Raw genomic sequence first — 22403 nt, forward strand, 5'->3', positions numbered from 1 at the left:
TTCAGCTCCCCTTCCGCATGCCGCGAAGCTGGACCACGTAGGCGATGATCATGGTGATGACGCCCATGACGATGGCGACGGTCGCGGAGTAGTTGTACTGCTGGCCCTCGAAGGACAGGGAGTAGGCGTACAGGTTCGGCGTGAAGTAGGTGGTGATCGCGTTCGGCGCCAGGGTCTTGAGGACGTTCGGCTCGTTGAACAGCTGGAAGCTGCCGATGATCGAGAAGATCGTCGCGATGACCAGCGCGCCGCGCAACGCCGGGAGCTTGATCGCCCAGATGATCCGCGCCTGGCCGGCGCCGTCGATCTCCGCGGCCTCGTACAGCGAGGGGTTCACCACCCGGAGCGCCGAGTAGATGATCAGCATGTTGTAGCCCACGAACTCCCAGGTCACGATGTTGCCGATGGAGGCGAGGACGAGGTCGGCCGACAGCGGATCGGGCAGTGACAGGCCGAAGGCCTCGTTGACGTTGCCGATGAGACCGAACTGCGTGCCGTACATGAAGCCCCACATCAGCGTGGCGACGACGGCGGGCACCGCATAGGGCAGGAAGACCGCGATCCGGAAGAACGCCGCCCCGTACAGCCGCCCGCTGTCGATCGCGAGCGCGACCAGCAGTGCGAGGAACAGCATGATCGGCACCTGGACGGCGAGGAAGACCGCCACCCGCCCGAACGCCGCCCAGAACTGCGGGTCCTGCAGCGCCTTCAGGTAGTTCTCGGCGCCGACGAAGGCCGTCCCGCCGATCAGGCGGGTGCGGAAGAGGCTCAGGTAGATCGAGTAGGCGATCGGCGCCAGGAAGACGAGCGCGAACACCACCATGAACGGCCCGACGAACCGCCAGCCGAGCCAGGACCGCCCATGCCCATGACGTCGCGAGACCACTGGGCCACCCCTCTCCGCGACAAAAATGTTAACGTAAACATCAGTTGCTGGATGTTTACGTAAACTTCTGCTGCGGATGGTGGCAGCCGGTGCACCCCGAGGTCAAGAGCCGCCCGTCACGTTGACAGCCGATCACGGCTCAGCGCAGGATTCGCGACGACGGGGAACAAAGCAGACAGGAGCGACACCACCATGGATCTGGACCGCCCGGCTCAGCAGGCTCCGGCGTCGATCGGCGGCGCGCAACGGGGCGGCTCGGGCATTCCGGGCGGGCGCCGCAAGCAGCGGGTCTCCATGGCCGACGTGGCCAAGCTCGCCGGCGTCTCCTCCCAGACGGTCTCCAGAGTCGCCAACGGGCACGCCGGCGTCATCGGCACGACCCGCGAGCAGGTGCTCGCCGCCATGCGTGAGCTGGGCTACCGGCCCAACAGCGCCGCGCGGGCCCTGCGGTACGGCCAGTTCAACACGATCGGCGTGATCCTCTTCAGCCTGGCCTCGACCGGCAACAGCCGCACCGTGGAGGCCATCGCCACCCACGCCGCCTCCGAGGGCTACGCGATCACCCTGATCCCCATCGACGTCCCCACCCAGGACAACGTCCTGGGTGCCTTCACCCGGATGGGCGAGCTGGCCGTCGACGCCGTCATCGTCATCATGGAGGTCCACCTTCTGGACGCCGGCACGGTGACTCTGCCGCCCGGCGTCCACGTCGTCGTCGTGGACTCCGACGCCGGGGACCGCTACAGCGTCGTCGACACCGACCAGGCCGAGGGCACCCGCCTCGCCGTCCGTCACCTGCTCGACCTGGGGCACCGCACCGTCTGGCACGTCACCGGCCCGCGCACCTCCTTCGCGAGCCAGCGCCGCGCCCAGGCCTGGCGGCTGGAGCTGGAGCAGGACGGACGGACGGTGCCGCCGCCGCTGCACGGCGACTGGTCCGCCGAGTCGGGCTACACCGCCGGGCTGACCCTCGCCGACCGGACGGACTGCACCGCGGTGTTCGCCTCCAACGACCAGATGGCCCTCGGCCTGCTCCGCGCCTTCCACGAGCGGGGGCGCGCGGTGCCGGCCGAGATCAGCGTCGTCGGCTTCGACGACATCCCCGACGCCGCCTGCTTCGTCCCCCCGCTGACGACCGTCCACCAGGACTTCGCCGAGGTCGGCCGCCGCTGCGTCCAGGGCGCCCTGCGGCAGATCCGCGAAGGCGGATCCAACGGCCCCGGCACCGACCTGGTCCCCACCCGCCTGGTCGTCCGCGCCAGCACCGCCCCACCACGCTGAGCGACGAACATACAACTCAGAGTAAAGTGTGGGCAGACATCCCCCCATGTCATGGAGCTCGCATGGAACGAACGGTCCTCGCCGCGGTCACGGAACGCCCCGACGCCGACACGGCACTCGCCGAGCAGCTCCGCCGCGTCGCCGCGGCCCTGGACGACCTCGGCGTCCAGCTGCGCTGGACGCACCGCACGCAGGACGCGCTCGCCGTGATCGGCTCCGACGCCTCGCTGGCCGGGATGCTGGCCGACTGGGACGCGCCCGGCGCCGAGCAGGTGCTGAGCGCGGTCACCCACCGCTTCCGCAGCCTGCCGGTCTTCCTCATGACCACCGAGCAGGAGCTCCCCCTGTGGGTGTACGAAGTCATCCAGGGCTATGTGTTCCCCCTGGAGGACACCCCTGACTTCATCGCCGGCCGCATCGAGCACGCCACCGAGGAATACTCCGAGCGCATCCTCCCGCCGTTCTTCCGCGCGCTGCGCAAGCTGCAGGACCACCACCAGTACTCCTGGCACACCCCCGCGCACGCCGGCGGCGTCGCGTTCCTCAAGTCGCCGGTCGGGCGGGCGTTCTTCGACTTCTACGGCGAGCGCCTGCTCCGCACCGACCTGTCCATCTCCGTCCCCGAGCTCGGCTCGCCGCTGGACCACACCGGCCCCATCGGCGACGCCGAACGCAACGCCGCCCGCGTCTTCGGCGCCGACCGCACCTTCTTCGTGATGAACGGCAACGCCACCGCCAACCGCATCGTCGGCCACCACGCCATCGCCCGCGACGAGACCGCCCTGGTGGACCGCAACTGCCACAAGTCGCTCCAGCACGCGGTGACCATCAGCGGCGCACGCCCCGTCTACCTGGTGCCCGAGCGCAACGGCCTCGGCCTGGCGGGCCCCATCCCACCAGCCGCGCTGCGGGCCGACACCCTGCGCGCCCGCCTGTCCGGCCACCCCCTGGCGGAGACCGCGCCGACCTACGCCGTGATCACCAACTCCACCTACGACGGGCTCTGCTACGACGCCGTACGCGTCGCCGAGCTGCTCAGCGAGAGCGTCCCCCGGGTGCACTTCGACGAGGCGTGGTTCGCCTACGCCCGCTTCAACCCGCTCTACGCCCGCCGCTACGGCATGGCCGTGGACGAGCGGACGCTGCCGGGGCCGGAGCGCCCCACCGTGTTCGCCACCCAGTCCACGCACAAGCTCCTGGCGGCGTTGTCGCAGGCGGCGATGCTGCACGTCCGGTCGGCCGAGCGCGCTCCGGTGGACTACGAGCGGCTCAACGAGACCTACCTGATGCACTGCTCCACCTCGCCCCTCTACCCGATGATCGCCTCGCTGGACGTGGCGGCCGGGATGATGGACGGCCCGTCCGGGCCCCACCTGACGGGCGAGGCGGTCATCGAGGCCGTACGGTTCCGCCAGGCCATGGTCAGGCTGGCCGCCCGCATCCGGGAGGACGACCGGCGGCCCGACTGGTACTTCGGCGTCTGGCAGCCCACGCACGTCCCGGACCCCGCCACCGGCCTGCCCATCCCCTTCGCCGACGCCGACCCGGCGCTGCTGAGCACCGACCCGGCCTGCTGGACCCTGGAGCCCGGCGCCGCCTGGCACGGCTTCCATGGTCTGGCCGACGGCTACTGCCTGCTCGACCCGATCAAGGTGACGATCACCTGCCCCGGCGCCGACGCCACCGAAGGCACGCTGGAGTGGGGCATCCCCGCCCGCATCGTCGCCGCCTACCTGCGGCGGCGCGGCATCGCCGTGGAGAAGACCGGCGACCACACGCTGCTGGTGCTGTTCTCCATGGGCATCACCAAGGGCAAGTGGGGAACGCTGATCGACGCGCTCACCGACTTCAAGCGCGCCTACGACGACGACCTGCCCCTGGCCGAGGTGCTGCCGGGCTTCGGCCCGCCGGCCACCACGCTGCGCCGCTTCTGCACCGACGTGCACGACAAGCTCCACGCCCTGGGTCTGGGCGCGCTCCTCGACGAGATCTTCACCACCCTGCCCGAGCCCGTCCACACCCCCGCCGACACCTACCAGGCCCTGATCCGCTCCCGCACCGAACGCGTCCCGCTCGCCGACCTGCCCGGCCGCATCTCCGCCGCCACCGTCGTCGTCACCCCGCCGGGGATCCCGATGCTCATGCCGGGGGAGGCGACGGGCCCCGCCGACGGCCCGCTGATGACGTACCTGCACGGCCTGGAGGACTTCGACCGGACCTTCCCCGACCTGGCCACCGACATCCACGGCGCCCACCGCGACGCCGACGGCGGCTACCACGTCGAGGTCGAACGCTGAGGAGCATCGGCACTCTGACCGCGCCGGGCGGCTAGCGGCACGCCGGCTCGGCGGGCGTCCCGGGGAAGTACTGTGACCACTCCTCGTCGCTGACCGGCGGCCCGGCGAGCGCGCAGATCCGGGCCGCCACCCGCTCCGGGCCCGTCTCCCACAGCTTGGCCGTCCAGTCCTCCCCCGCCGTGGCCAGCGTGTGACCGTCAGGGGCGTAGGCGACGGCGTCGACCGGCTTGCCGTGGCCGGTCAGCGTCGCCAGCCTGCTCCGGCCGGCCACGTCCCACAGCACGGCGGTCTTGTCCGAGCTCGCGGTGGCGAGCGTACGGCCGTCCGGGCTGAACGCGACCGACTTCACCGCGTCGGTGTAGCCGTCGAACACCGCGACGCGGGCGGGTTCGGCCGGTTCGGAGACGTCCCACAGGACGACGCTGCGGTCGGAGCCCGCGCTGGCCAGCAGGCGGCCGTCAGGGCTGAAGGCCACGGACTTCACCGCGTCGGTGTGACCGGCGGCGACCGCGAGCGGCCGACCGCTCGCGTCCCACAGCCGCACGGTGTGGTCGGCGCTCGCCGTGGCGACGACGCGGCCGGTCAGCGCCACGTCATTGATCGGCCCGGTGTGCCCGCGCAGCGTGACCAGCCTGGTGCGGGTCGGCACGTCCCACAGGACGGCGGTCCGGTCGGCGCTCGCGGTGGCCAGGGTGTCGCCGTTGAACGCCACCGACTCGACCGTGTCACCGTGCTCGGCGAGGACGGTCGAGGTGCGGTCCCTGACGTTCCACAGCCGGGCCGTCCCGTCCGCGCTCGCGCTGGCCAGCGTGGCGCCGTCGGCGCTGAAGGCCACCGCGTTGACCGGGCCGGCGTGCCCGTCCAGGACCGTCGAGGTGTGATCCGCCAGGTTCCACAGCCGGATGTCGCGGTCGTAGCCGGACGTCGCCAGTGATCGGCCGTCCGGGCTGAACTCCGCCCCGTAGATGGAGCTGCGATGGCCGATGAGCGTGTCGCCCGGCACGTCCCACAACCGGGTCGTGTGGTCGGCGCCGGCCGTGGCCAGCGTGCGCCCGGCGGACACGGCGGCGTTGACCGTGCCGGTGTGCCCGGCGAACGCGGCCAGCTCGTGGAGCTCTTGCGCGTCGTCCACGTCCCACACCCGCACCGACGCGTCGGCGCCGCCGGAGACGAGCGCGCCACCCATGAACGTCAGCGCGCGCACGGCGTCGGTGTGGCCCTCCCCCACCGACAACCGGTCACCCTCCAGATCCCAGAGCCGGACGGTACGGTCCTCCCCCGCGGTGGCGAGCACCGACCTGCCGAACACCGCCGCGTTCACCGCGCCGGTGTGCCCGGCCAGCACCTTCGACGTCCGGCTCGTGAGGTCCCACAGCCTGGCCGTGCCGTCGGCGCTCGCGGACACCAGGGAGCGCCCGTCCGCGCTGAACGCCACCGACCTCACTCCGCCGGTGTGCCCGGTGAGCAGGATGGACCCCTCACCGTCCAGGTCCCAGAGCCGGATCGTGTGGTCCGCGCCCGCGCTTGCCAGCGTGCGGCCGTCGGGGCTGAAGGCGACCGCGTCGACCACGCCCGTGTGCCCGGCGCGGCGCGGCAGCCGTACGGGATGGGCGGGGTCGGCGACGTCCCACAGCAGCACCGCACCATCTGAGCCATCCGCACCATCCGAGCCATCCGCGCCGTCTCCGTCTGCGCCGGCCGCCAGCGTGCGGCCGTCCGGGCTCAGCGCCGCCGAGCGGGCGTCCGCCGTCACCGTCCCCAGCGCACGCGGGTGGTGCGGGTCGGCGACGCCGGTCAGCGCGACCGTGCCGTCCGCGCTCGCCGTGGCGAGCAGCCGTCCGTCGCGGCTGAGCGCCGCGGCGACCACGTCGTCGCGGTGGCCAGCCAGGCGGGTGGCGTACGGCGTGCCGAACGCGCTGAGCAGACCGCCCCGGGCCACCTCGTTGCCGGACAGCCGGTAAGCGGCCAGGCTGAGCCGGGCGGCGAGGGCGGGGTCGGTGACCCGTAACGCTGTCGCGCGTTCGGCGACGCGCTGCGAGGTGGCGGTGTTGCGCGCCCGGGTCGCCTGGCGCTCGGCGTGCACCGCGACGGCGCTCGCGGCGACGGCCAGCGCCAGCAGCACGCTCAGCAGCGCGACCAACCGGCGCAGGCGCCGGGTGCCGCGCCGCGCCGCCTCCTCCTCGGCGGCCTCGGCGGCCTCACTGGCGGCCAGGAACTCCCGTTCCAGACTGCTCAGCCTGCCGGTCAGCTCGCGCGCCATCACCAGCCGGACGCCCCGGTAGAGAGCGCTGTCGTCCCGCTCCAGCTCCTGCCACGCCTGCGCGGCCTCGGTGAGCCGGCGGTGGGTGCGCAACGCCTCGCGGTCCTCGGTCAGCCACCCGTGCAGGCGGGGCCAGGAGCGGATCAACGCCTCATGAGTGAGCTGTACGGTGTCGCCGTCGACGGTGATCAGCCGTCGCGCGGCGAGGCGTTCGAGCACCACCTCGGTGTCGGGGTCGGCGGTGTCCAGCTCGGCGCGGGAGATGCGGCGCTTGGTGTCCTCGGTGCCCTCACCGAGCGCGGTGAGCCGCTGGAACAGGTCCCTGGCCAGCCGCTGCCGCGCCGGCCCGAGGTCGGCGTGGACCCGTTCGGCGGTGTGCGCGAGCGCGCCGTCGATCCCGCCCGCCGCCTGGAAGCCGGTCAGCGTGAGGGTGTTGCCGCGTCTGCGCCGCCACGTCTCCAGCAGCGCGTGCGACAGCAGCGGCAGGACGCCAGCCCGGCCGCCGGCGTGGGCCACCAGCTCGACCAGCAGCGCCTGCTCGACCGCGCAGCCGGCGCGCGCGGCGGGTGCGCCGATGGCGCGCCGCAGCTCGTCGGTGGTCATCGGGCCGACCACGAGCCGGTCGGTCAGCTCGTCGCGCAGCTGCGGGTGCCCGGCGCAGTGGGCGTAGAAGTCGGAGCGGACGCCCAGCACGACGTGGCACCGGGAGTTCTCCGCCCGCGCCGCCGTGACCAGCGCCTCGGCGAACCGGCTGCGCTCGGCGTCGTCGCGGCACAGCGCGAAGACCTCCTCGAACTGGTCCACCACGACCAGCAGGCCGCCCGGCGCGTCCCCGGCCACCTGGCGCGCGAACAGGTGCAGCGAGCGCGGGTCGGCGGCCAGCTCGGCCCGGACCCGCCCCGGCGGCATGCCGGTCAGGCGGGCGAGCTGGACACCGCACTCCTCCAGCGGATGCGCGCCCGGCGTGAAGATCAGGGCCGGGTACGGCCAGCGCGCGAGCAGTCCGGCCCGCAGCAGCGAGGACTTGCCCGCGCCCGAGGCGCCGAAGACCGCGACGAGCCGGTCGGCCGCCAGCCGTTCGACCAGCTCGTCGGCCAGGCGTTCGCGGCCGAAGAACAGGTCGGCGTCCTCCTGCCGGAACGCCGACAGGCCGACGTACGGCGCCCGCCCGTCCGGTTCGGGGTCACCGCCGGCGGCGAGCTCGGCCGCGACGGCGTGCCAGCGCTTCTCCCACTCCTCGATGTCACCGCCGCACACCTTCACGTACGCCAGGGTGACCGCGAGGCTGGGCAGCTTCTGCCCGCTCGCCGCCCCTGACAGCGTCGCCAGGGAGTAGTGGGCCCGTTTCACCATTTCCCGATAGGTCGGGCTGCCCGCGCCCCGCCGCAACTCCCGGAGGTCCGCGGCGAACCTGGTCAACGGGTCATCACCGGGAGGCAGTGGTAACTCCCGTCTTGACACTGCCCGCACCCCCATAGTTGCCGGTATCACTATTTTGCCCCGGCGAACGTATGTTCGCCATCTGTTTGTTCACTGCCGCTCTCCGACAGCGAACAAGCGAACGTGAGATAGACAGGCTGCCGAGCACGCCATCAGCAGGAGGAATCATGCGCATCGGCAGGTCCGTCATTTCCAGCTCGGCGATCGCGGTCCTTTCAGCCGCCGCCCTGACATTGAGCGCACTACCAGCGTCGGCGGCGGCCGACCCGGAGCCGAAGGCACAGTTCAAGTGCGGCTTCCACGTAGACGGAAACCTCAATGCTCTTTACGGGCACTGCGACGCACCCCCTCGGACGGACATCGTCATCAACGTCGAACTCGGCTGGGGCGGGGACGACGGCAACTACGACATGTGCGTGAAACCCGGCGTGACCCGGCTCGGGACATACCCCTCGGTCTGGGACGCGACCTACACCGGCCGGCTGTGCTCGGCCGGGTGAGCACGAAAGGACGGAATCGAATGATACGGGCCATGGGAACGGTGATCGCGGCGACGGTGATGGCCTCGGTGGCCGGATTCGCCCTCGCCCCTCCGGCGCAGGCCGGCTACTCCGAGTGCGTCGCCTATCTCGAAGGCGCGGGATACGGCATGAACGGCCTGCGGAGGGATGCCTGCATCGCCGGCGACAGCTCTCAGGCCGGAGGCTGGTTCCTCTGCTGGGACGGTCTCATGGACACGGGGATCCCATCGGGGGTGGCCTCGGAAGCCTGCGATCGGGCGGGACGGTAGCGGCGGCGAGCTCCCGGTCGCCGACTTCATCGAGGAAGCGAGGATGAGAAGTCATGAGCAGGAAGTACATCTTGACCGGCCTCCTGACGGCAGGCCTCATCGGCCTGTCCGGCATCGCCGCCACCCCCGCCCAGGCGTCGGCGTCGCCCGCCGTGCTGGCCGACTACTGCGGCGGGAACCCACCGGGAGCCGGCTCGGTGCCCGGCGACAGGTTCGCGGGCACGCGATCGGTGGCCTGCAACAAGTGCCGTGAAATGGGGCTTTATATGCGGGCGAAGGGGCAAATCTCACAATTCTGGTGTGAGTACTACGCTCCCCTCGGATACGCGAGGATGTACGTGAAGTAACGCGCGTCCTGGGGCCCGGGTCCTTCGATCCGGACCCCGGCGCAACAGGCAGGACTGCCTCAGGTAGTGGCCCCACCCACCCGGCGAAATGTCCGGGTGGCCGTAGCGCCTCCCATCCACCATCATGACAGTCGGCGATCACCCGATCGCGGATCGTCATGGACGAGAGGGAGTGGCGCGTGGCGCTTGAGCCGACCGTCAAGCATGAAAGCCGGCCGGACGCGTCCCCCGACGCACGCATGGACGACCTGCCAGATCAGGACGGTCGGGGGGCGTACGATCTGCCGCGGCTGGACTGCGGTCATGACGCGTGGCGGTTCGTCGCCGGGCTGTGCGACGGGGGTGGGGTGGAGCGTCAGCTGATGATCGAGTTCGTCGCCCACCGCACCACCAGGCCGGACGGCGGCCGGCTGGTCTCCCATGGCTGCGGCTGGACGTACAGCGTGCCGGAGAGCTCGACGTACCGGGAGCAGACGTGGCGCGACACCGGCGCGGTGGAGCTGATCTGTCTCGACACCTCCAGAGGGTGGGACCCGTCGGTCGGTGAGGCGGTGCGGGAGGCGTGCGCGAGCGGGAGGCCGATCGGTCCCGACCGGCTGCTGCCCGGACCTGTCGCCTTGGCGGCCGATCGGCTGTGCCTCGACTTCGGCGGCGTCGCGGAGCTGTCCGCGCCCGCCGAGGGCGCCTACCACGTCGTGCTGCGCGGCGACGACGAGACCTGGGAGCTACGGCTGCGGGCGCTGAAACCCGCCGTGCGGGAGTCGCTGTACCAGGGGGCGCCGCTCGGCGTCGACGAGTCGCGCCGCGCCTTCCTCGTGCCCCGCCTGGCGGCCGACGCCACCTGGAGCAGGCCGGGTCACCCGCCGGTCCGGATGAGCGGCCTGGCGCTCTACCAGCGGGCCTTCGGCGCCGCCGAGCTGCCGCAGGACGGCGGCCGGCCACCGGTCGACCGCGAACGAACCTGGATCGCGCTGCACCTGGACAACGGCTGGGACGTGGTGGCCTGCCAGTCCGGCTCCGTCGACGTCGCGGGCGGAAGGACGGCCAGGCGGCCCGCGTCCGTGGTGCTGGTCGCACCGGACGGCACCCGCCAGGAAGCCCCGGCCCGGCTCGACCCCGGCGAGTCCTGGACGTCCATCGTCACGCTCGCCTCCTACCCCACGGTCTGGCGCGTCGACGCACCCGAAGCGGGTCTGTCCCTGCGGGTGGCCGCTCGCTTCGCCGAGCAGGAGCGGCCCACGGTCATCGGGCCGGGTGCCCTGCTGGCGGCCGCCGCCACCGCCGAGGGAGAGCTGCACGACCGGCCGGTTCACGGCGACGGCCTGTTGGAGGTGCTGCCGGTCAACCGGATCCTCGACTTCGAGGGCCATCTGGAGGGCTTGCGCGCGATCACCCACGCCGAGGTCGTACGCCTCTATCCCGACGCCCCCGAGCCTGAGGCCATCACCGTGCTCGCCGGACTCGCCCCCGGCACCCGCTGGCCGGTCGACCTCGTCGCGGAGCCGTTGCACCGTTCGCTGGTGGCGCCGGTCCGGCACCTGGCCGACGCCATGGGCAGGGGCTGGCGCAGCTACGCCGCGATCGCCGCGATGGAGATACAGGGCGTCAGCAGCCGCCCGTACCGGGCGCTGACGGCGCTGGCCGAGCTGCTGCACACGGCCAGCCTCATCGTCGACGACGTCGAGGACAACGCGCCGACGCGCCGGGGACGGCCCGCCGTCCACCAGGTGTTCGGCCAGGCCACCGCCATCAACACCGGCACGCACGCCTACCTCGTCTTCGACCAGGTCGTACGACACCTGCTGCCCGACGACCCGGAGCGGCGGCTACGCCTCTACCAGGCGTATCTGGACGGCATGCGCCGCAATCACGCCGGCCAGGCGCTCGACATCCTCGGCCACCACGAGGCCATGGAGGCCGCCGTGGTCTCGGGCGACGCCGCCGCCGTGCTGGAGCGGGTGCGCACCACGCACCGGCTCAAGACCGGCGGCGTGGTGCGCGGAATCGGCGAGTTCGGGGCGATACTCGCCGGCGCCAACGGCGAGCTGCTGGCCGCGATCAGCGCCTACTACGAGACCGTGGGGCTGGCGTACCAGATCAGTGACGACGTCGCCGACCTGCGCGCCCTGCTGGCCCGTCCCGGAGATCCCGGCTCCCGCGTCGCCAAACTGCCCGGCGAGGACATCCGCGAGGGCAAGGTCACCTACCCCCTGGCGCACGCCGTCCCGCTCCTGCCGCGAGCCCGGCTGCGGGAGGTCTGGGACGTCGTCCGCGCGGGAAACGCCGCCCCGGCCGCCGCGCGGGAGGTCGTCGGCGCCCTGGAGGACTGCGGCGCCACCGCGGCCTCGCTGGCGGACGCCCGCCAGGCCATCGACCGGGCATGGCGGCCCCTGCAGGAGCTCCTGCCCGTCAACCGGCACACGGTCATGGTCCGTGCCCTCGGCCTTTACGCCGCCCAGCGCCATCTGGACGAATGACCCCGCAGCAGGCGGGCCAGCGGCTTGGGAAGCCACCAGTTGCGGGCGCCGAGCAGGCGCATCAGCGCCGGGACGAGCGCGAGCCTGATGACCGTCGCGTCCAGGGTGATCGCGATGGCGACGGCGAGGCCGAGCTGCACCAGGTGGTAGCGGTGCGCGGTGAGCAACGCGGCGAACGTGACGACCATGACGGCGGCGGCCATGGTGATGGGGCGAGCGGTGTGCCGCAGGCCGTGGACGACGGCGGCGGTGTTGTCCCCGATGGCGTGGTAGTGCTCGCCGATGCGGTGGATGAGGAAGATCTCGTAGTCGATCGACAGGCCGAAGACCAGGGTGAACGCCAGCAGCGGGATCAGCGTGTTGACCTGGCTGCCGACCAGGTGCGGCAGGTGGCGGGTGGCCAGGGTCAGCAGGCCGAACGCGGCGGTGACGGCCAGCACGTTCATCAGCACGGCCTTGATCGGCAGCAGGATGCTGCGGAAGGTCACCAGGAGGAAGATCAGCGAGCAGCCCAGCACCAGCAGGACCACCGTGCCGAGCTGGGTGGTGGTCTCCTCCATGAGGTCGGAGAAGATCACGTTCGGTCCGGTCACGAAGGCGTCCTGGCCGGGGGGCAGCGCCGCCGGGACGAGCTCCCGGGTGATCTGCCTGGCCAGCGCCGTGGTGGCGGGCTCGTCGATGTGCGTACGGATGATGACGACGACGATGGTCAGGTCCCTGCCGTTGTCGACCGAGGTCGTGAAGGCCACCCTGGCGTCCCCTTCGAGGGCGGCGACCAGGTCGGTGGTGTCGGCGGGCGGCGCGCCCGCCGGGTGGGGCAGCACCACGCCCAGGGCCGAGGAGATCTGGTCGGCCTCCATGTACGCCAGGCCCCGGCCGAAGTCGGTCTCGGCGATCGAGGCGCGGTCCAGGTCGAAGCCCAGCCGTAGCTCGGTCACCGGCGCGGCGGCGACGAGCAGCGCCCCTGCGCAGGCCAGCGTGTAGGCGATGGGATGCCGCATGAGGTGCCGCGCCCACCGGCCCCACCCCCCGGCCTGCCCCCGGCGCCGGGCCCAGGGGCGCGGACGTGATCGCCGGGCTTCCGCGCGCAAGCGGGAGGGCCTGGCTTCGGCGCGCAGGTGGGGGCCCCGGCGGAGGAGCCAGCGGTCGGCGGCGACGAGGACGGCCGGGAGCAGCGTGACGGCCGCCGCCGCGGCGACCACGGCCGACAGGCTCGCCGCCGCGCCCATGGCGCGGATCATGGGGGTGCGCACCACCAGCAACGTCGCCGCCGTCAGCGCGACGCCCACGGCGCACCAGCTCGCGGTCCGTCCGGCCGTGCTCACGGCGATGGCGGCGGCCTGGTGCGGGGCATGCCCGGCGGTCCGGGAGTGGCGGTAGCGGAAGAGGGTCAGCAGGGCGTAGTCCAGGCCCAGCGCCAGCCCGACGGTGGCCGCCACGGCCAGCATGAACGTGTCGGCCGGCGTGCCGAGCAGGCTCCCCAGCGCCAGCACGCCGAGGGTGGTCACGGTGACCGTCCCGGCCACGCCCATGACGGCCAGGGCGGCCCCGGCCGATCTGAGCCCGACCAGCAGCACCAGCAGGGACAGGGGGACGGCCAGGAGCTCGGCGCGGCGCAGGTCGGCCAGGTCGGTGCGCTTCTCCTCGGCCAGCAGGGCGCTCTCGCCGACCAGATGGACGTCCACGCGCGAGCCTGACGCCCGGCTCGCGGCCTGCTTCGCGGCGCTGAGCAGCAGCGGCAGCGTCGCCTGACGGGCCCGCTGGTCGCCGTTGACCCCCACGATCGCGTACGCGTGCCGCCGGTCCTGGCCCGGCAGGACGGGCAGCAGCCGCACGCCGCCCACCTGAGGCACGGCGGACGCGGCCCGCACCGTGTCGTGGAGCGCTCGCTGGTAGGGCTCGTCGGCGTCGGAGAGCGTCGCCGAGGCGAAGATCATCATCATCTGCTCGGCGCCCAGCTGCGGGAACCCCTGCTCCACCAGTCGTGCCCCCGCGAGGGAGGTGGCGCCCTCGACCCGTACGGCAGGGGCGATGGCGCGCTCGACCAGGCCGGGAATCAAGACGGCCGATCCGGCCGCCAGCGCCAGCCACACGGCGAGGACCGCCCGATGACGGCGCGCGGCCAGGTCACCGAGGCGCCACCAGAGGGGGCGGCGGCCCGCGCCGGGAAGTGGCCGCAGCCCGCCGGCCGACGTGCGCGATGACAGCGTCATGCGGCCGCCTCCTGTTCAAAGGTCAGGCAATCATGTTACAAAGAGTCGCCAACCGCTGACCCATGGTAATCGCTCCTCGGAGGACTCGATGATTCGTCAGTCATGTCTCAGCCGCACCCGTGGGCTCGCCCTCGCCGCCGTGACGGCCGCTCTCGCGGTGCCGTTCCTGGCGTCCACGGGCTCTGCTCAGGCCACGCCCGGCGCGACGGCAGCGGTGTCGGCGTTCGTCGCCCCGGCGCCGGCTCCGGCCAGGCTGACCTGCGCCGCGCGCACCGCCCCCAACCACCCCATCACCCTCACCCCGGCGCTGCGCGACGCGGCGCCGCAGCAGACCAAGGGGCAGGGGGTCATCCTGCTGGAGAACTGCACCTCGCCCAACGGGGCGATCACCGACATCGCCTCGGGCAGGGCGGAGGTCAGCGGCACGGCCCTGGCCAGCTGCCGGAGTGTCGCCGACCTGAAGGCCAGCGCCACGATCACCTGGCGCAACGCGCAGGGCCAGGTGGTCGGCACCTCCAACCTCTCCGCCCAGCACGCGGGCAGCGCCACCCTGGCCGACAACCTGCTGCAGGGCGACGTCGTCTCCGGCCGGCTCAACGGCCGCCAGTTCAGCGGCACCGGGACCCTGACGTCCGACCTGCGGCAGTGCACCGCGCCCTCCGGTTTCACCCAGGTGACCGGATCGGGCCGGATCTCCTTCACCTGAGCGCCCGGGGTGGCGTGGCGGTGACGCCACCCCAGGGTGAGCCTGTCGCCCCCTCCCATCGCCTGGGAGGGGGCGACCGGTGTCTCACTGGGGGTCGTTGGCGGCCATCTGCTCGGCCCTGAGCTCCGCGTGCATCTCCCACGGCGCCTGCGGGAGGACGTGGCCGGTCTCCAGGAGGGACTTGAGATTGGCCAGGATGGCCGGCCATCCGGCGGAGATCACGTCGTAGTCCTCCTGGGTGGCGAGATTCTCGTGGGTGACGGTGAGCCTGACGATCTGACCGTAGGGCTCGATGTCGAAGGTGACCTGGGACGGCTCGCCGAAGGTGATCACCAGCCGCTTGGGCGGCACGGTCTCCAGGACCGTGCCGACGACGTCGGCGATCCCCGAGCCGTCGGTGCGCAGGTGCTGCCAGGTGGAGCCGACCTGCCAGTCCGAGACGTTGCTGTGGCCCCAGTATTCGGCGGAGAGGTCGGCGTCGGTCAGCGCGTGCCAGACCTTCTCCGGGGTGCTCTCGATATAGGTGACGTACACGAAAGTCGGCTTGTCGGCCATGTTCTGCTCCTCTGCTCGTCGCTTCAGGTCGCTCAGCGCCCGTAGACGCGGCGTCTCGTACTTGTCGATCCAGCGTTCCTGGATCTCGTGCAGGGGGACGGGATTGAGGTAGTGCAGCTTCTCCCGCCCCCGCCGGAGCGTGCTGATCAGGTTGGCGGCCTCCAGGACGGCCACATGCTGGGTCACCGATTGGCGCGCCATGTCCACGTGCGCGCACAACTCGCCCAGCGTCTGCCCGTTGCGCTCGTGCAGTCTGTCCAGGAGGTGGCGCCGGGTCCGGTCGGCCAGCGCCTTGAAGACCTTGTCCGTGTCTGCGGCCACGGCCTCATTATGCAGGCATTTGCCTGCATAATGTCAACGCGGACCTCCGGAACGGGGCCGAATGTTTCGGTGAAGGATTGAAAGTTTCATCCGCATTGCCCGCCCAGATCGATCCGGTCAGTGCGCCGACCAGGTCGGACAGCGAAGCCGAAAATTTCTCACACAGAAGATCTTCGCGTTCGCACGGGCGTCGTTGACAGCCTGTCAGAGCCGGACGAACACTGGCGCCATCGACAGCCCCACCCACTGTCGAACCGGGTCGTATCCCGCTTCCTGGCCCGCCAGCCTTCACCGAGGAGGAAGCACGCACATGAACCCCGCCCACCCGAGGAGTCGCAGACGCGGCCGCACGTGGCTGTTCTTCGCCCGTGCCTGCGTCGTGGCACTGGCCGCCGCCATCGCGATGCTGCCCGGCATCGCGCACGCGGCCATCACCACGAACCAGACCGGCACCAACAACGGCTACTTCTACTCGTTCTGGACCGACAGCCAGGGCACGGTCTCCATGGAACTGGGGTCCGGAGGCAACTACAGCACCTCATGGAGGAACACCGGGAATTTCGTCGCCGGTAAAGGCTGGAGCACCGGCGGACGCCGGTCGGTGAATTACTCGGGCAGCTTCAACCCGTCCGGCAACGCGTATCTGACCCTCTACGGATGGACACGCAACCCGCTCGTCGAGTATTACATCGTCGACAACTGGGGCACCTATCGTCCCACCGGCACGTACAAGGGCACGGTCACCAGCGACGGCGGCACGTACGACATCTACCAGACGATGCGGTACGACGCCCCCTCCATCGAAGGCACCCGGACATTCCCCCAGTTCTGGAGCGTCCGCCAGTCAAAGAAAACGGGCGGCACGATAACGTCCGGCAACCATTTCGACGCGTGGGCCAGAAATGGCATGAATCTCGGCAACCATGACTACATGATCCTCGCCACCGAGGGTTACCAGAGCAGCGGGAACTCCAACATCACGGTGGGCGGCACCCCCGGCGGCGGCGACCCCGGCAACCCGGGGAACCCCGGTGGTGGCTGCACCGCCTCCCTGTCCGCGGGTTCGCAGTGGAGCGACCGGTACAACCTGAACGTCTCGGTGAGCGGTTCCAGCAACTGGACCGTGACGATGAACGTGCCGTCCCCGGCGCGGGTCCTGTCCACGTGGAACATCAGCGCCAGCTATCCCAGCTCGCAGGTGCTGACCGCCAGGCCCAACGGCAACGGCAACAACTGGGGCGTGACGATCGAGCACAACGGCAACTGGACCTGGCCGACGGTCTCCTGCAGCGCGGGCTGACCTCGGCGAACCCCACCCGGACACTCCGGACACCCGGTGGGGGGGGGGGGGGGGGGGGGGGGGGGGGGGGGCGCCCCGCCCCCCCCCCCCCCCCCCCCCCCCCCCCCCCCCCCCCCCCGCCCCCCCCCCCCCCCCCCCCCCCCCCCCCACACTGCCGCACTCGGTGCATATGCGGATTCGTACGGGAATCTCCCTGAATTATGGTGAACGCATCCCGGCGTGATCCTCTGGATTCCGGGGTGTGCATGTCCAGACGGGTGGGCCGGTCGCTGAGGGTGCGGCTGGCACTGTTCGCCAGCATCGCCATGCTGCTGCTGAGCATCGTGGTCAATGCCATCGTGCTGTACAGCATCCACAACCAGGCCATCAGCATCCGGGCGCACGAATCGTTCGGCAAGGCCGTGCCGGTGCTCCTCACGATCAAGCGTGACCGGTTGCCCAAGGTGCTGGACGCCCGCGGCCTCGACGGCATCCAGGTGGTGGACGCCTCCGGGCGGGTGGCCGCCTCGACGCCGAGCCTCGCGGGCCTGCCCCGGCTGACCTCGGCGATCCCCCTCCCGGGTCAGGCCAACGGAGTCGCCGAGCTCTGCGACCTGCCCGGACTTCCCGGCCGGTGTCACGTCGTGACCGCCATGACGGCGTACCAGCCCGACGGCACCTGGCTCGTCTACGCCCTCGCTCCGGACGTGCCCTGGTACGTCAGCCCCGAGGTGCTGACGTTCCAGATCGGCGTGACGGCGGCGCTGATCGCCCTGACCTGGTTCGGGGTGTCGCATGTGGTGGCCGAGACCCTCGCGCCCGTCAACAGCATCACCAGGCACCTGGCCGAGATCACCGCGGACGGAGGCGGGATGCGCCTGCCCGTCCCGGAGAACCTGGACGACGAGATCAGAACCCTGGCCGAGACCGCCAACCAGACCCTGGAGCGGCTGGAAGCCGCGAGGACGAAGCAGGAGGCGGCGATGGAGCAGCAGCGCAGGTTCGCCGGGGACGCCTCGCACGACCTGCGCAGCCCCATCACGGCGATGCGCACCCAGGTCGAGGAGGCCGTGCTCCACCCCGACCAAGCCGACTGGCCGGCGACCGCCACCGCGCTGATGGCCAGCCTGGACCGGCTCCAGGCCATCGTCACCGACCTGCTCACGCTGACCAAACTGGACACGGGCGCCCCGTCCCACCGTGAGCCCGTGAACCTGGGCGAGCTGGTCGCCGCCGAGACCCACCGGCCGGGCACCAAGCACATCGTCACCCGGGTGCACACGGGCGTGGTCGTCATGGGCGACCGGCTGCGCCTGGCCCGGCTCCTGACGAACCTGCTGGACAACGCCGAGCGGCACGCCGAGTCGCAGATCACGGTGACCGTGCGGCGGCAGGACGACCGGGCCGTGCTGGAGGTCCTCGACGACGGCGCCGGCATCGCGCCCGACCAGCGGGAAACGGTGTTCCAGCGCTTCGCCCGCCTCGACGCCTCACGCAACATCGACGCCGGGGGCACCGGGCTCGGGCTCACCATCGCCCGCGAGATCGCAGAAAACCACGGAGGCACGCTCACCATCGAGGATTCCGACGTCGGCGCGCGGTTCGTGCTGCGCATGCCGCTGCTGGAGAGCTGAGTTCCCCTGATCAACCATCGGTGTTCCGTTATCGATCGCAGCAGGTCGTGGTGTCGGAGATGGACGTGTTCGGCAGCACCGGCTAGGACCAGGGGGCGCGGCCAAGACGGTGACGGCGGTGGTTCTGCCGCGGGGCGGCGACCGGGGCGTCATGCACATCTTCGACGTCGCGATCACGCGGTAGGGGGCCCGGCACGCCCGTGGGGCCGGGTGGCCCCGTGCCACCCGGCCCGCCATCATCATCCGGCGTCCGCTCGCCAACCCCCCGATAAGCGAGCGGTCGCCCGGTCATCGCCGTAAGCCTCCGGGCCGGCGTTGACCTGGTGTGTTGCTACCCGGGATGACGTAATGCCCCGTTCAAGAGGAGACCGCTTTTGCGGCAGTTTCGCGCCCGGCGTCCTCAGCCGCCGGAGCCGACGCGACGGGGCGTCCGATGAACGAGAGGGATCACCATGGACGGCGCCAGGAGCAGCACCAGGGAGTAGGGGCCGAAGGTCGCCCACAGGCCGGCGGTGAACAGCCCGAGGGCTCCGCAGCCCAGGTAGGCCGCTCGCTCCGGGTCCTCGTACCGGTGATGCGCGGACCAGGTGACGAGCCTGCGCGCCAGCCAGGGAGACATCTCGGTCATCTCATTGACGACCAGACCAGCGACGACGCCGAGGACGATCTCCCAGCCGCTCATCGGGCCTCACGCGGCAACCGGCCGAAGCCGAGCGCGGGGCGTGCCTTGAGTGCGGCGGGCCGACGTCGTGCCAGAAGGGCCTGAGCCGCCGGAGCGCCTTCACCGGTCAGCCGGTAGAAGCGGCGCCGGGGCCCGGCCTGATCGGGGGCGAGCTGCTCCCATTCGCCGGTGATCCAGCCGGCCTTCTCCAGCCGGTCGAGCACCTTGTAGACGGTCGGCCCGGCCCGGCCCGTCAATTTCATGATCGCCCAGCCGTGGACCCGTGCGTCCTCCCCGAAGGCGCGCACCAACACCTCGAGCACGTCCAGCGTGGGCTGCGTTATGCGTTCGAGACCCGCCATGCTCTTACAGTACCTAGATGAAATAAGAGATGCGCGAGATTTTATTGTTCGGATTCATCCGAACAATGCGATAGATTCGACGCATGAGCATCGATCACTTCGTGGAGGACGCCGGGCTCTTCTACGAGCGGCTCGGCCTGAGCCGCACGTCCGGGCGGGTCATGGGCTGGCTGCTCACCGCCGACGCCGACAGCGCGGACGCGCCCCAGCTCGCCGAGGCGCTGGCGGTGGCCAAGAGCAGCATGAGCATCGCCCTGCGCCAGCTGGAGCAGGCGGGCATGGTCGAGCGCTTCCGGGTGCGGGGCGAGCGGCGGGACCGCTACCGCCTGGCCGAGGACGTCTTCACCCGCGCCTTCCGCGCGAAGATGGCCGAGTTCGAGAGCTTCCGCAAGCTGGCCGACCAGGGCCTGCGCGCGGTCGGCGACGACCCGGGCCGCAGAAGGCGGCTGGAGCTGATGCGCGACATGTACGCGTTCATGATGGAGCGCTTCCCCATCCTCCTGGACGACTGGGACCACCTGAAGGACGAGCGATGAGGCCGTTGCTCATCACGGTGGGCAGCCGTGGGGACGTGCAGCCGTACCTCGCGCTGGCCGCCGGCCTGCGCGCCGCCGGGCACCGGCCGCTCGTGGCGGCCCCGCGCCGCTTCGGCTCCCTGGCCGCGCGGCACGGGATCGACTACGTGCCGCTCAACGACGAGATGCTCGACCTGCAGGACGCGGCCAAAGGCGGGGTCAGGGCGGCCGTCACCGCCGCCCGCTCGGTCAAGCCGATGCTCCGCCGCCTGCTCGACGACCAGGCCACGCTGGTCGACCAACATCCCGACGTGGTCATTTATCACCCGAAGTCCCTCGGCGGGCCGTACATCGCCGAGAAGCTCGGCGTGCCGGCCCTCGCCGGCCTGCTCCTCCCCCTCTACGTGCCGACGGACGAGTTCACCTCCCCCATCGTTCCCGTACGGCTCCCGCGCGCGCTCAACCGGGCCGGCTGGCGGATCGCGGCGGCGGTGGAGGCGCCCTACCGGGGGACCGTGCGCAGGTGGCGCGCGGAAGCCCTCGGCCTGCGAGCCGGGTTCCGTCCCGTGGCCGACCTGGTCAAGGCGGGCAGGGTGCTGCACGGCTGGAGCCGGCACCTCCTGCCGGCGCCCGCCGACTGGCCCGCCACCGCCCGGCCCACCGGCTTCTGGACGCTGCCCGCCGGCGACGCCTGGACTCCGCCCGACCGGCTGGTCGCGTTCCTGGAGGCGGGCGATCCGCCGGTCTACGTCGGCTTCGGCAGCATGGTCCCCGGTGACCCCGCCGCCCTGACCCGTACCGTGGTCGACGCGGTCCGCGCGGCCGGTCGGCGGGCGCTGCTGGCCACCGGCTGGGGCGGCCTGCGGCCGGACCCGCAGGCCGAGGGGGTGCTGGTGATCGACGAGGCGCCGCACGACTGGCTGCTGCCCCGGATGGCGGCGGTGGTGCACCACGGCGGCGTGGGCACGGTCGCGGCGGCCCTGCGCGCGGGCGTCCCGCAGGTCGTCCGCCCGTTCGTGGGCGACCAGCCGTTCTGGGCCGACCGCCTGCACCGCCTGGGCGTCGCACCCGCGCCGCTCACCGGCCGCCTCACCACCGCCCGGCTGGCCACGGCCATCACCGCCGCCTCGGACTCGGCCGCCGAGGCGCGAGCGCTGGCCGGTCGCATGGCCACCGAGGACGGCATCGCCCACGCCGTGTCGGCGATCGAGGACACGCTCGCGAACCGGTGACAGGTCCCCGCAACGACCCGCCGCACGAGAGACGCGCCGCACGAAGGACCCGCCGCACGAAGGACCCGCCGCACGAAGGACCCGCCGCACGAAGGACCCGCCGCACGGAGGGACGCGCCGCACGAGCACGGGCCTGTACGACGCGTGATCCAGGCCGCCGGGCTGGTTACCAGTCGCCCTTGTAGAGCTGGCCACGGACCGCGCCGCCGGGGAACTGGGCGGTGTGCAGGTTCACGTACCAGTTCTTCGGGGTGGTCCAGATGCGGCGGGCCAGCGCTTCGTTGGTCTTCACGCTGCCGGCGAGGCCGTTGACGCCCGGCGGCAGGCCCTTCTTCGCCTCGAAGAAGGGCACCGTCACCGGACCGTTCTTGCCCTTGCGGGCGCGGTGGATGTGCGCGGCGACCGGCGCGCCGACCCGCTTCCACGCGCTGGCGAACCACACCCGGTCGCCCTCCGGCTGCACCAGCCATCCGGCGCGGCCGTTGTCGTCGCCGACCTTGACGCCGGGCGCGGGCACCTCCTGCCGCCCGTCGGCCTGCGTGGTCAGCGTGGTGCCGAACCCGTGTGACAGCACCGTGTCCAGATGTACCGGGCGGATCCGGTACAGCTGAGCCCGTACGGCGCCGGGGACGAACTCGGCGTTGTGCAGGTTGGCGTACCAGTTGCCGGGGTTGGTGATGATGCGGCGGAGCAGGTCGAGGTCCTTGACCAGGACGGTGCCCTTGACGGCGTGCAGCGAGCTGGGCAGCGCCGCGCCGAAGAACGGGACCTTGACGTCGCCGTTCTCACCTGATCGGCCCCGGTGGATGTGGAACCCGCTGGGCGCGGCGATCTTGGCCCACCGGACGGCGTAGTCGACGCGGTGGCCATGGATGCGGAACACGGCGAGCGCGCTGCCGTCCAGATCACCCGCCTTGGCCCCTTGGGGGGACACCTCGTTCGCGCCTTTGAGTCCTGCGGCCAGATAGATGGGCGTGCTGGCCTGCGCCGAGATCGGGCTGAGCGAGGTGACGAGCATGACGGCGGCAACGGACAGGCCAGGGACGGTGAGGGTGCGCATGTTCATGATTACCCCTTCGGTTCTCTCTCGCCGTGGTACGGCTCCCTACCGTCAGGGGTTCAACCATTGGAATGTGGATAAATACGC

At 71.6% G+C, this 22403-nt stretch carries 18 protein-coding genes; 11 read left to right on the plus strand and 7 right to left on the minus strand.

Annotation, left to right across the window (positions count from 1 at the left end; all coding sequences use genetic code 11):
* Window position 1 precedes the first annotated feature (1 nt).
* Window positions 2–886, minus strand: a complete 885-nt coding sequence (locus tag ACIBQX_RS45430) for a carbohydrate ABC transporter permease (protein WP_397016065.1) — start codon at window positions 884–886, stop codon at window positions 2–4.
* A 192-nt stretch (window positions 887–1078) separates the two neighbouring features.
* Here ACIBQX_RS45430 and ACIBQX_RS45435 point away from each other — a divergent pair, with 192 nt between their 5' ends.
* A complete protein-coding gene (locus ACIBQX_RS45435) occupies window positions 1079–2167 on the plus strand; it encodes a LacI family DNA-binding transcriptional regulator (protein WP_397016067.1) in 1089 nt (362 codons plus the stop codon).
* A gap of 62 nt (window positions 2168–2229) precedes the next feature.
* Complete coding sequence (locus ACIBQX_RS45440; protein ID WP_397016069.1) at window positions 2230–4464, plus strand: Orn/Lys/Arg decarboxylase N-terminal domain-containing protein; 2235 nt, start codon at window positions 2230–2232, stop codon at window positions 4462–4464.
* A gap of 31 nt (window positions 4465–4495) precedes the next feature.
* Here ACIBQX_RS45440 and ACIBQX_RS45445 read toward each other — a convergent pair whose 3' ends face one another.
* On the minus strand, window positions 4496–8143 hold the full coding sequence (locus tag ACIBQX_RS45445; protein WP_397016071.1) for a hypothetical protein: 3648 nt from the start codon (window positions 8141–8143) through the stop codon (window positions 4496–4498).
* A 188-nt stretch (window positions 8144–8331) separates the two neighbouring features.
* Here ACIBQX_RS45445 and ACIBQX_RS45450 point away from each other — a divergent pair, with 188 nt between their 5' ends.
* The 4 genes from ACIBQX_RS45450 (at window position 8332) to ACIBQX_RS45465 (ending at window position 11778) form a co-directional block, all read left to right on the plus strand.
* Window positions 8332–8664 carry a DUF6355 family natural product biosynthesis protein gene (locus ACIBQX_RS45450; protein WP_397016073.1) on the plus strand — a complete coding sequence of 111 codons (333 nt, stop codon included), beginning with the start codon at window positions 8332–8334 and terminating at the stop codon, window positions 8662–8664.
* A gap of 32 nt (window positions 8665–8696) precedes the next feature.
* Entirely contained in the window at window positions 8697–8954 is a 258-nt protein-coding gene (locus ACIBQX_RS45455) for a hypothetical protein (protein WP_397016075.1), read from the plus strand.
* A 53-nt stretch (window positions 8955–9007) separates the two neighbouring features.
* A complete protein-coding gene (locus ACIBQX_RS45460) occupies window positions 9008–9301 on the plus strand; it encodes a hypothetical protein (RefSeq protein ID WP_397016076.1) in 294 nt (97 codons plus the stop codon).
* A 179-nt stretch (window positions 9302–9480) separates the two neighbouring features.
* Entirely contained in the window at window positions 9481–11778 is a 2298-nt protein-coding gene (locus ACIBQX_RS45465) for a polyprenyl synthetase family protein (RefSeq protein ID WP_397016078.1), read from the plus strand.
* Here the strand turns inward: ACIBQX_RS45465 and ACIBQX_RS45470 are convergent.
* The gene (locus ACIBQX_RS45470; RefSeq protein WP_397016080.1) at window positions 11748–13991 is read right to left on the minus strand and encodes an MMPL family transporter; all 2244 of its coding nucleotides are present in this window, start codon (window positions 13989–13991) and stop codon (window positions 11748–11750) included. The two genes, ACIBQX_RS45465 and ACIBQX_RS45470, sit on opposite strands and share 31 nt — an antisense overlap.
* A gap of 88 nt (window positions 13992–14079) precedes the next feature.
* Between ACIBQX_RS45470 and ACIBQX_RS45475 the strand changes: the two genes are divergently transcribed.
* Window positions 14080–14697 (plus strand): hypothetical protein, encoded by a 618-nt coding sequence (locus ACIBQX_RS45475; protein ID WP_397016082.1) that lies wholly within the window; start codon window positions 14080–14082, stop codon window positions 14695–14697.
* Window positions 14698–14781: 84 nt separating this feature from the next.
* Here the strand turns inward: ACIBQX_RS45475 and ACIBQX_RS45480 are convergent, their stop codons facing one another.
* Window positions 14782–15573 carry an ArsR/SmtB family transcription factor gene (locus ACIBQX_RS45480; protein WP_397016084.1) on the minus strand — a complete coding sequence of 264 codons (792 nt, stop codon included), beginning with the start codon at window positions 15571–15573 and terminating at the stop codon, window positions 14782–14784.
* A gap of 310 nt (window positions 15574–15883) precedes the next feature.
* Here ACIBQX_RS45480 and ACIBQX_RS45485 point away from each other — a divergent pair, with 310 nt between their 5' ends.
* Entirely contained in the window at window positions 15884–16873 is a 990-nt protein-coding gene (locus ACIBQX_RS45485) for a glycoside hydrolase family 11 protein (RefSeq protein WP_397016086.1), read from the plus strand.
* A gap of 245 nt (window positions 16874–17118) precedes the next feature.
* Window positions 17119–18486: a sensor histidine kinase gene (locus ACIBQX_RS45490; RefSeq protein WP_397016088.1), complete on the plus strand. Its 1368-nt coding sequence runs from the start codon at window positions 17119–17121 to the stop codon at window positions 18484–18486.
* Between the two features lie 400 nt (window positions 18487–18886).
* Here ACIBQX_RS45490 and ACIBQX_RS45495 read toward each other — a convergent pair whose 3' ends face one another.
* Both ACIBQX_RS45495 and ACIBQX_RS45500 read right to left on the minus strand, forming a co-directional pair.
* Window positions 18887–19168, minus strand: coding sequence for a hypothetical protein (locus ACIBQX_RS45495; protein ID WP_397016090.1), 282 nt, complete (start codon window positions 19166–19168; stop codon window positions 18887–18889).
* The gene (locus ACIBQX_RS45500) at window positions 19165–19509 is read right to left on the minus strand and encodes a PadR family transcriptional regulator (protein ID WP_397016092.1); all 345 of its coding nucleotides are present in this window, start codon (window positions 19507–19509) and stop codon (window positions 19165–19167) included. Before ACIBQX_RS45500 ends, ACIBQX_RS45495 begins: the two co-directional genes overlap by 4 nt.
* 83 nt (window positions 19510–19592) lie before the next feature.
* Between ACIBQX_RS45500 and ACIBQX_RS45505 the strand changes: the two genes are divergently transcribed.
* Both ACIBQX_RS45505 and ACIBQX_RS45510 read left to right on the plus strand, forming a co-directional pair.
* Window positions 19593–20045 carry a GbsR/MarR family transcriptional regulator gene (locus ACIBQX_RS45505; protein ID WP_397016094.1) on the plus strand — a complete coding sequence of 151 codons (453 nt, stop codon included), beginning with the start codon at window positions 19593–19595 and terminating at the stop codon, window positions 20043–20045.
* Window positions 20042–21256: a glycosyltransferase gene (locus ACIBQX_RS45510; RefSeq protein WP_397016096.1), complete on the plus strand. Its 1215-nt coding sequence runs from the start codon at window positions 20042–20044 to the stop codon at window positions 21254–21256. The genes ACIBQX_RS45505 and ACIBQX_RS45510 overlap by 4 nt, the downstream gene beginning before the upstream one ends.
* Window positions 21257–21422: 166 nt before the next feature.
* Here ACIBQX_RS45510 and ACIBQX_RS45515 read toward each other — a convergent pair whose 3' ends face one another.
* The gene (locus ACIBQX_RS45515) at window positions 21423–22322 is read right to left on the minus strand and encodes a CHRD domain-containing protein (RefSeq protein WP_397016098.1); all 900 of its coding nucleotides are present in this window, start codon (window positions 22320–22322) and stop codon (window positions 21423–21425) included.
* Window positions 22323–22403: the final 81 nt, after the last annotated feature.

This window comes from Nonomuraea sp. NPDC049714 (assembly GCF_044465295.1).
GTDB lineage: Bacteria > Actinomycetota > Actinomycetes > Streptosporangiales > Streptosporangiaceae > Nonomuraea.

Excerpts from the sequence above, each read along its gene's own strand:
- ACIBQX_RS45435 (WP_397016067.1), top strand. The coding sequence starts at position 1,079 with ATGGATCTGGACCGCCCGGCTCAGCAGGCTCCGGCGTCGATCGGCGGC.
- ACIBQX_RS45440 (WP_397016069.1), top strand. The coding sequence starts at position 2,230 with ATGGAACGAACGGTCCTCGCCGCGGTCACGGAACGCCCCGACGCCGAC.
- ACIBQX_RS45450 (WP_397016073.1), top strand. The coding sequence starts at position 8,332 with ATGCGCATCGGCAGGTCCGTCATTTCCAGCTCGGCGATCGCGGTCCTT.
- ACIBQX_RS45455 (WP_397016075.1), top strand. The coding sequence starts at position 8,697 with ATGGGAACGGTGATCGCGGCGACGGTGATGGCCTCGGTGGCCGGATTC.
- ACIBQX_RS45460 (WP_397016076.1), top strand. The coding sequence starts at position 9,008 with ATGAGCAGGAAGTACATCTTGACCGGCCTCCTGACGGCAGGCCTCATC.
- ACIBQX_RS45470 (WP_397016080.1), bottom strand. The coding sequence starts at position 13,991 with ATGACGCTGTCATCGCGCACGTCGGCCGGCGGGCTGCGGCCACTTCCC.
- ACIBQX_RS45475 (WP_397016082.1), top strand. The coding sequence starts at position 14,080 with ATGATTCGTCAGTCATGTCTCAGCCGCACCCGTGGGCTCGCCCTCGCC.
- ACIBQX_RS45485 (WP_397016086.1), top strand. The coding sequence starts at position 15,884 with ATGAACCCCGCCCACCCGAGGAGTCGCAGACGCGGCCGCACGTGGCTG.
- ACIBQX_RS45490 (WP_397016088.1), top strand. The coding sequence starts at position 17,119 with ATGTCCAGACGGGTGGGCCGGTCGCTGAGGGTGCGGCTGGCACTGTTC.
- ACIBQX_RS45495 (WP_397016090.1), bottom strand. The coding sequence starts at position 19,168 with ATGAGCGGCTGGGAGATCGTCCTCGGCGTCGTCGCTGGTCTGGTCGTC.
- ACIBQX_RS45500 (WP_397016092.1), bottom strand. The coding sequence starts at position 19,509 with ATGGCGGGTCTCGAACGCATAACGCAGCCCACGCTGGACGTGCTCGAG.
- ACIBQX_RS45505 (WP_397016094.1), top strand. The coding sequence starts at position 19,593 with ATGAGCATCGATCACTTCGTGGAGGACGCCGGGCTCTTCTACGAGCGG.
- ACIBQX_RS45510 (WP_397016096.1), top strand. The coding sequence starts at position 20,042 with ATGAGGCCGTTGCTCATCACGGTGGGCAGCCGTGGGGACGTGCAGCCG.
- ACIBQX_RS45515 (WP_397016098.1), bottom strand. The coding sequence starts at position 22,322 with ATGAACATGCGCACCCTCACCGTCCCTGGCCTGTCCGTTGCCGCCGTC.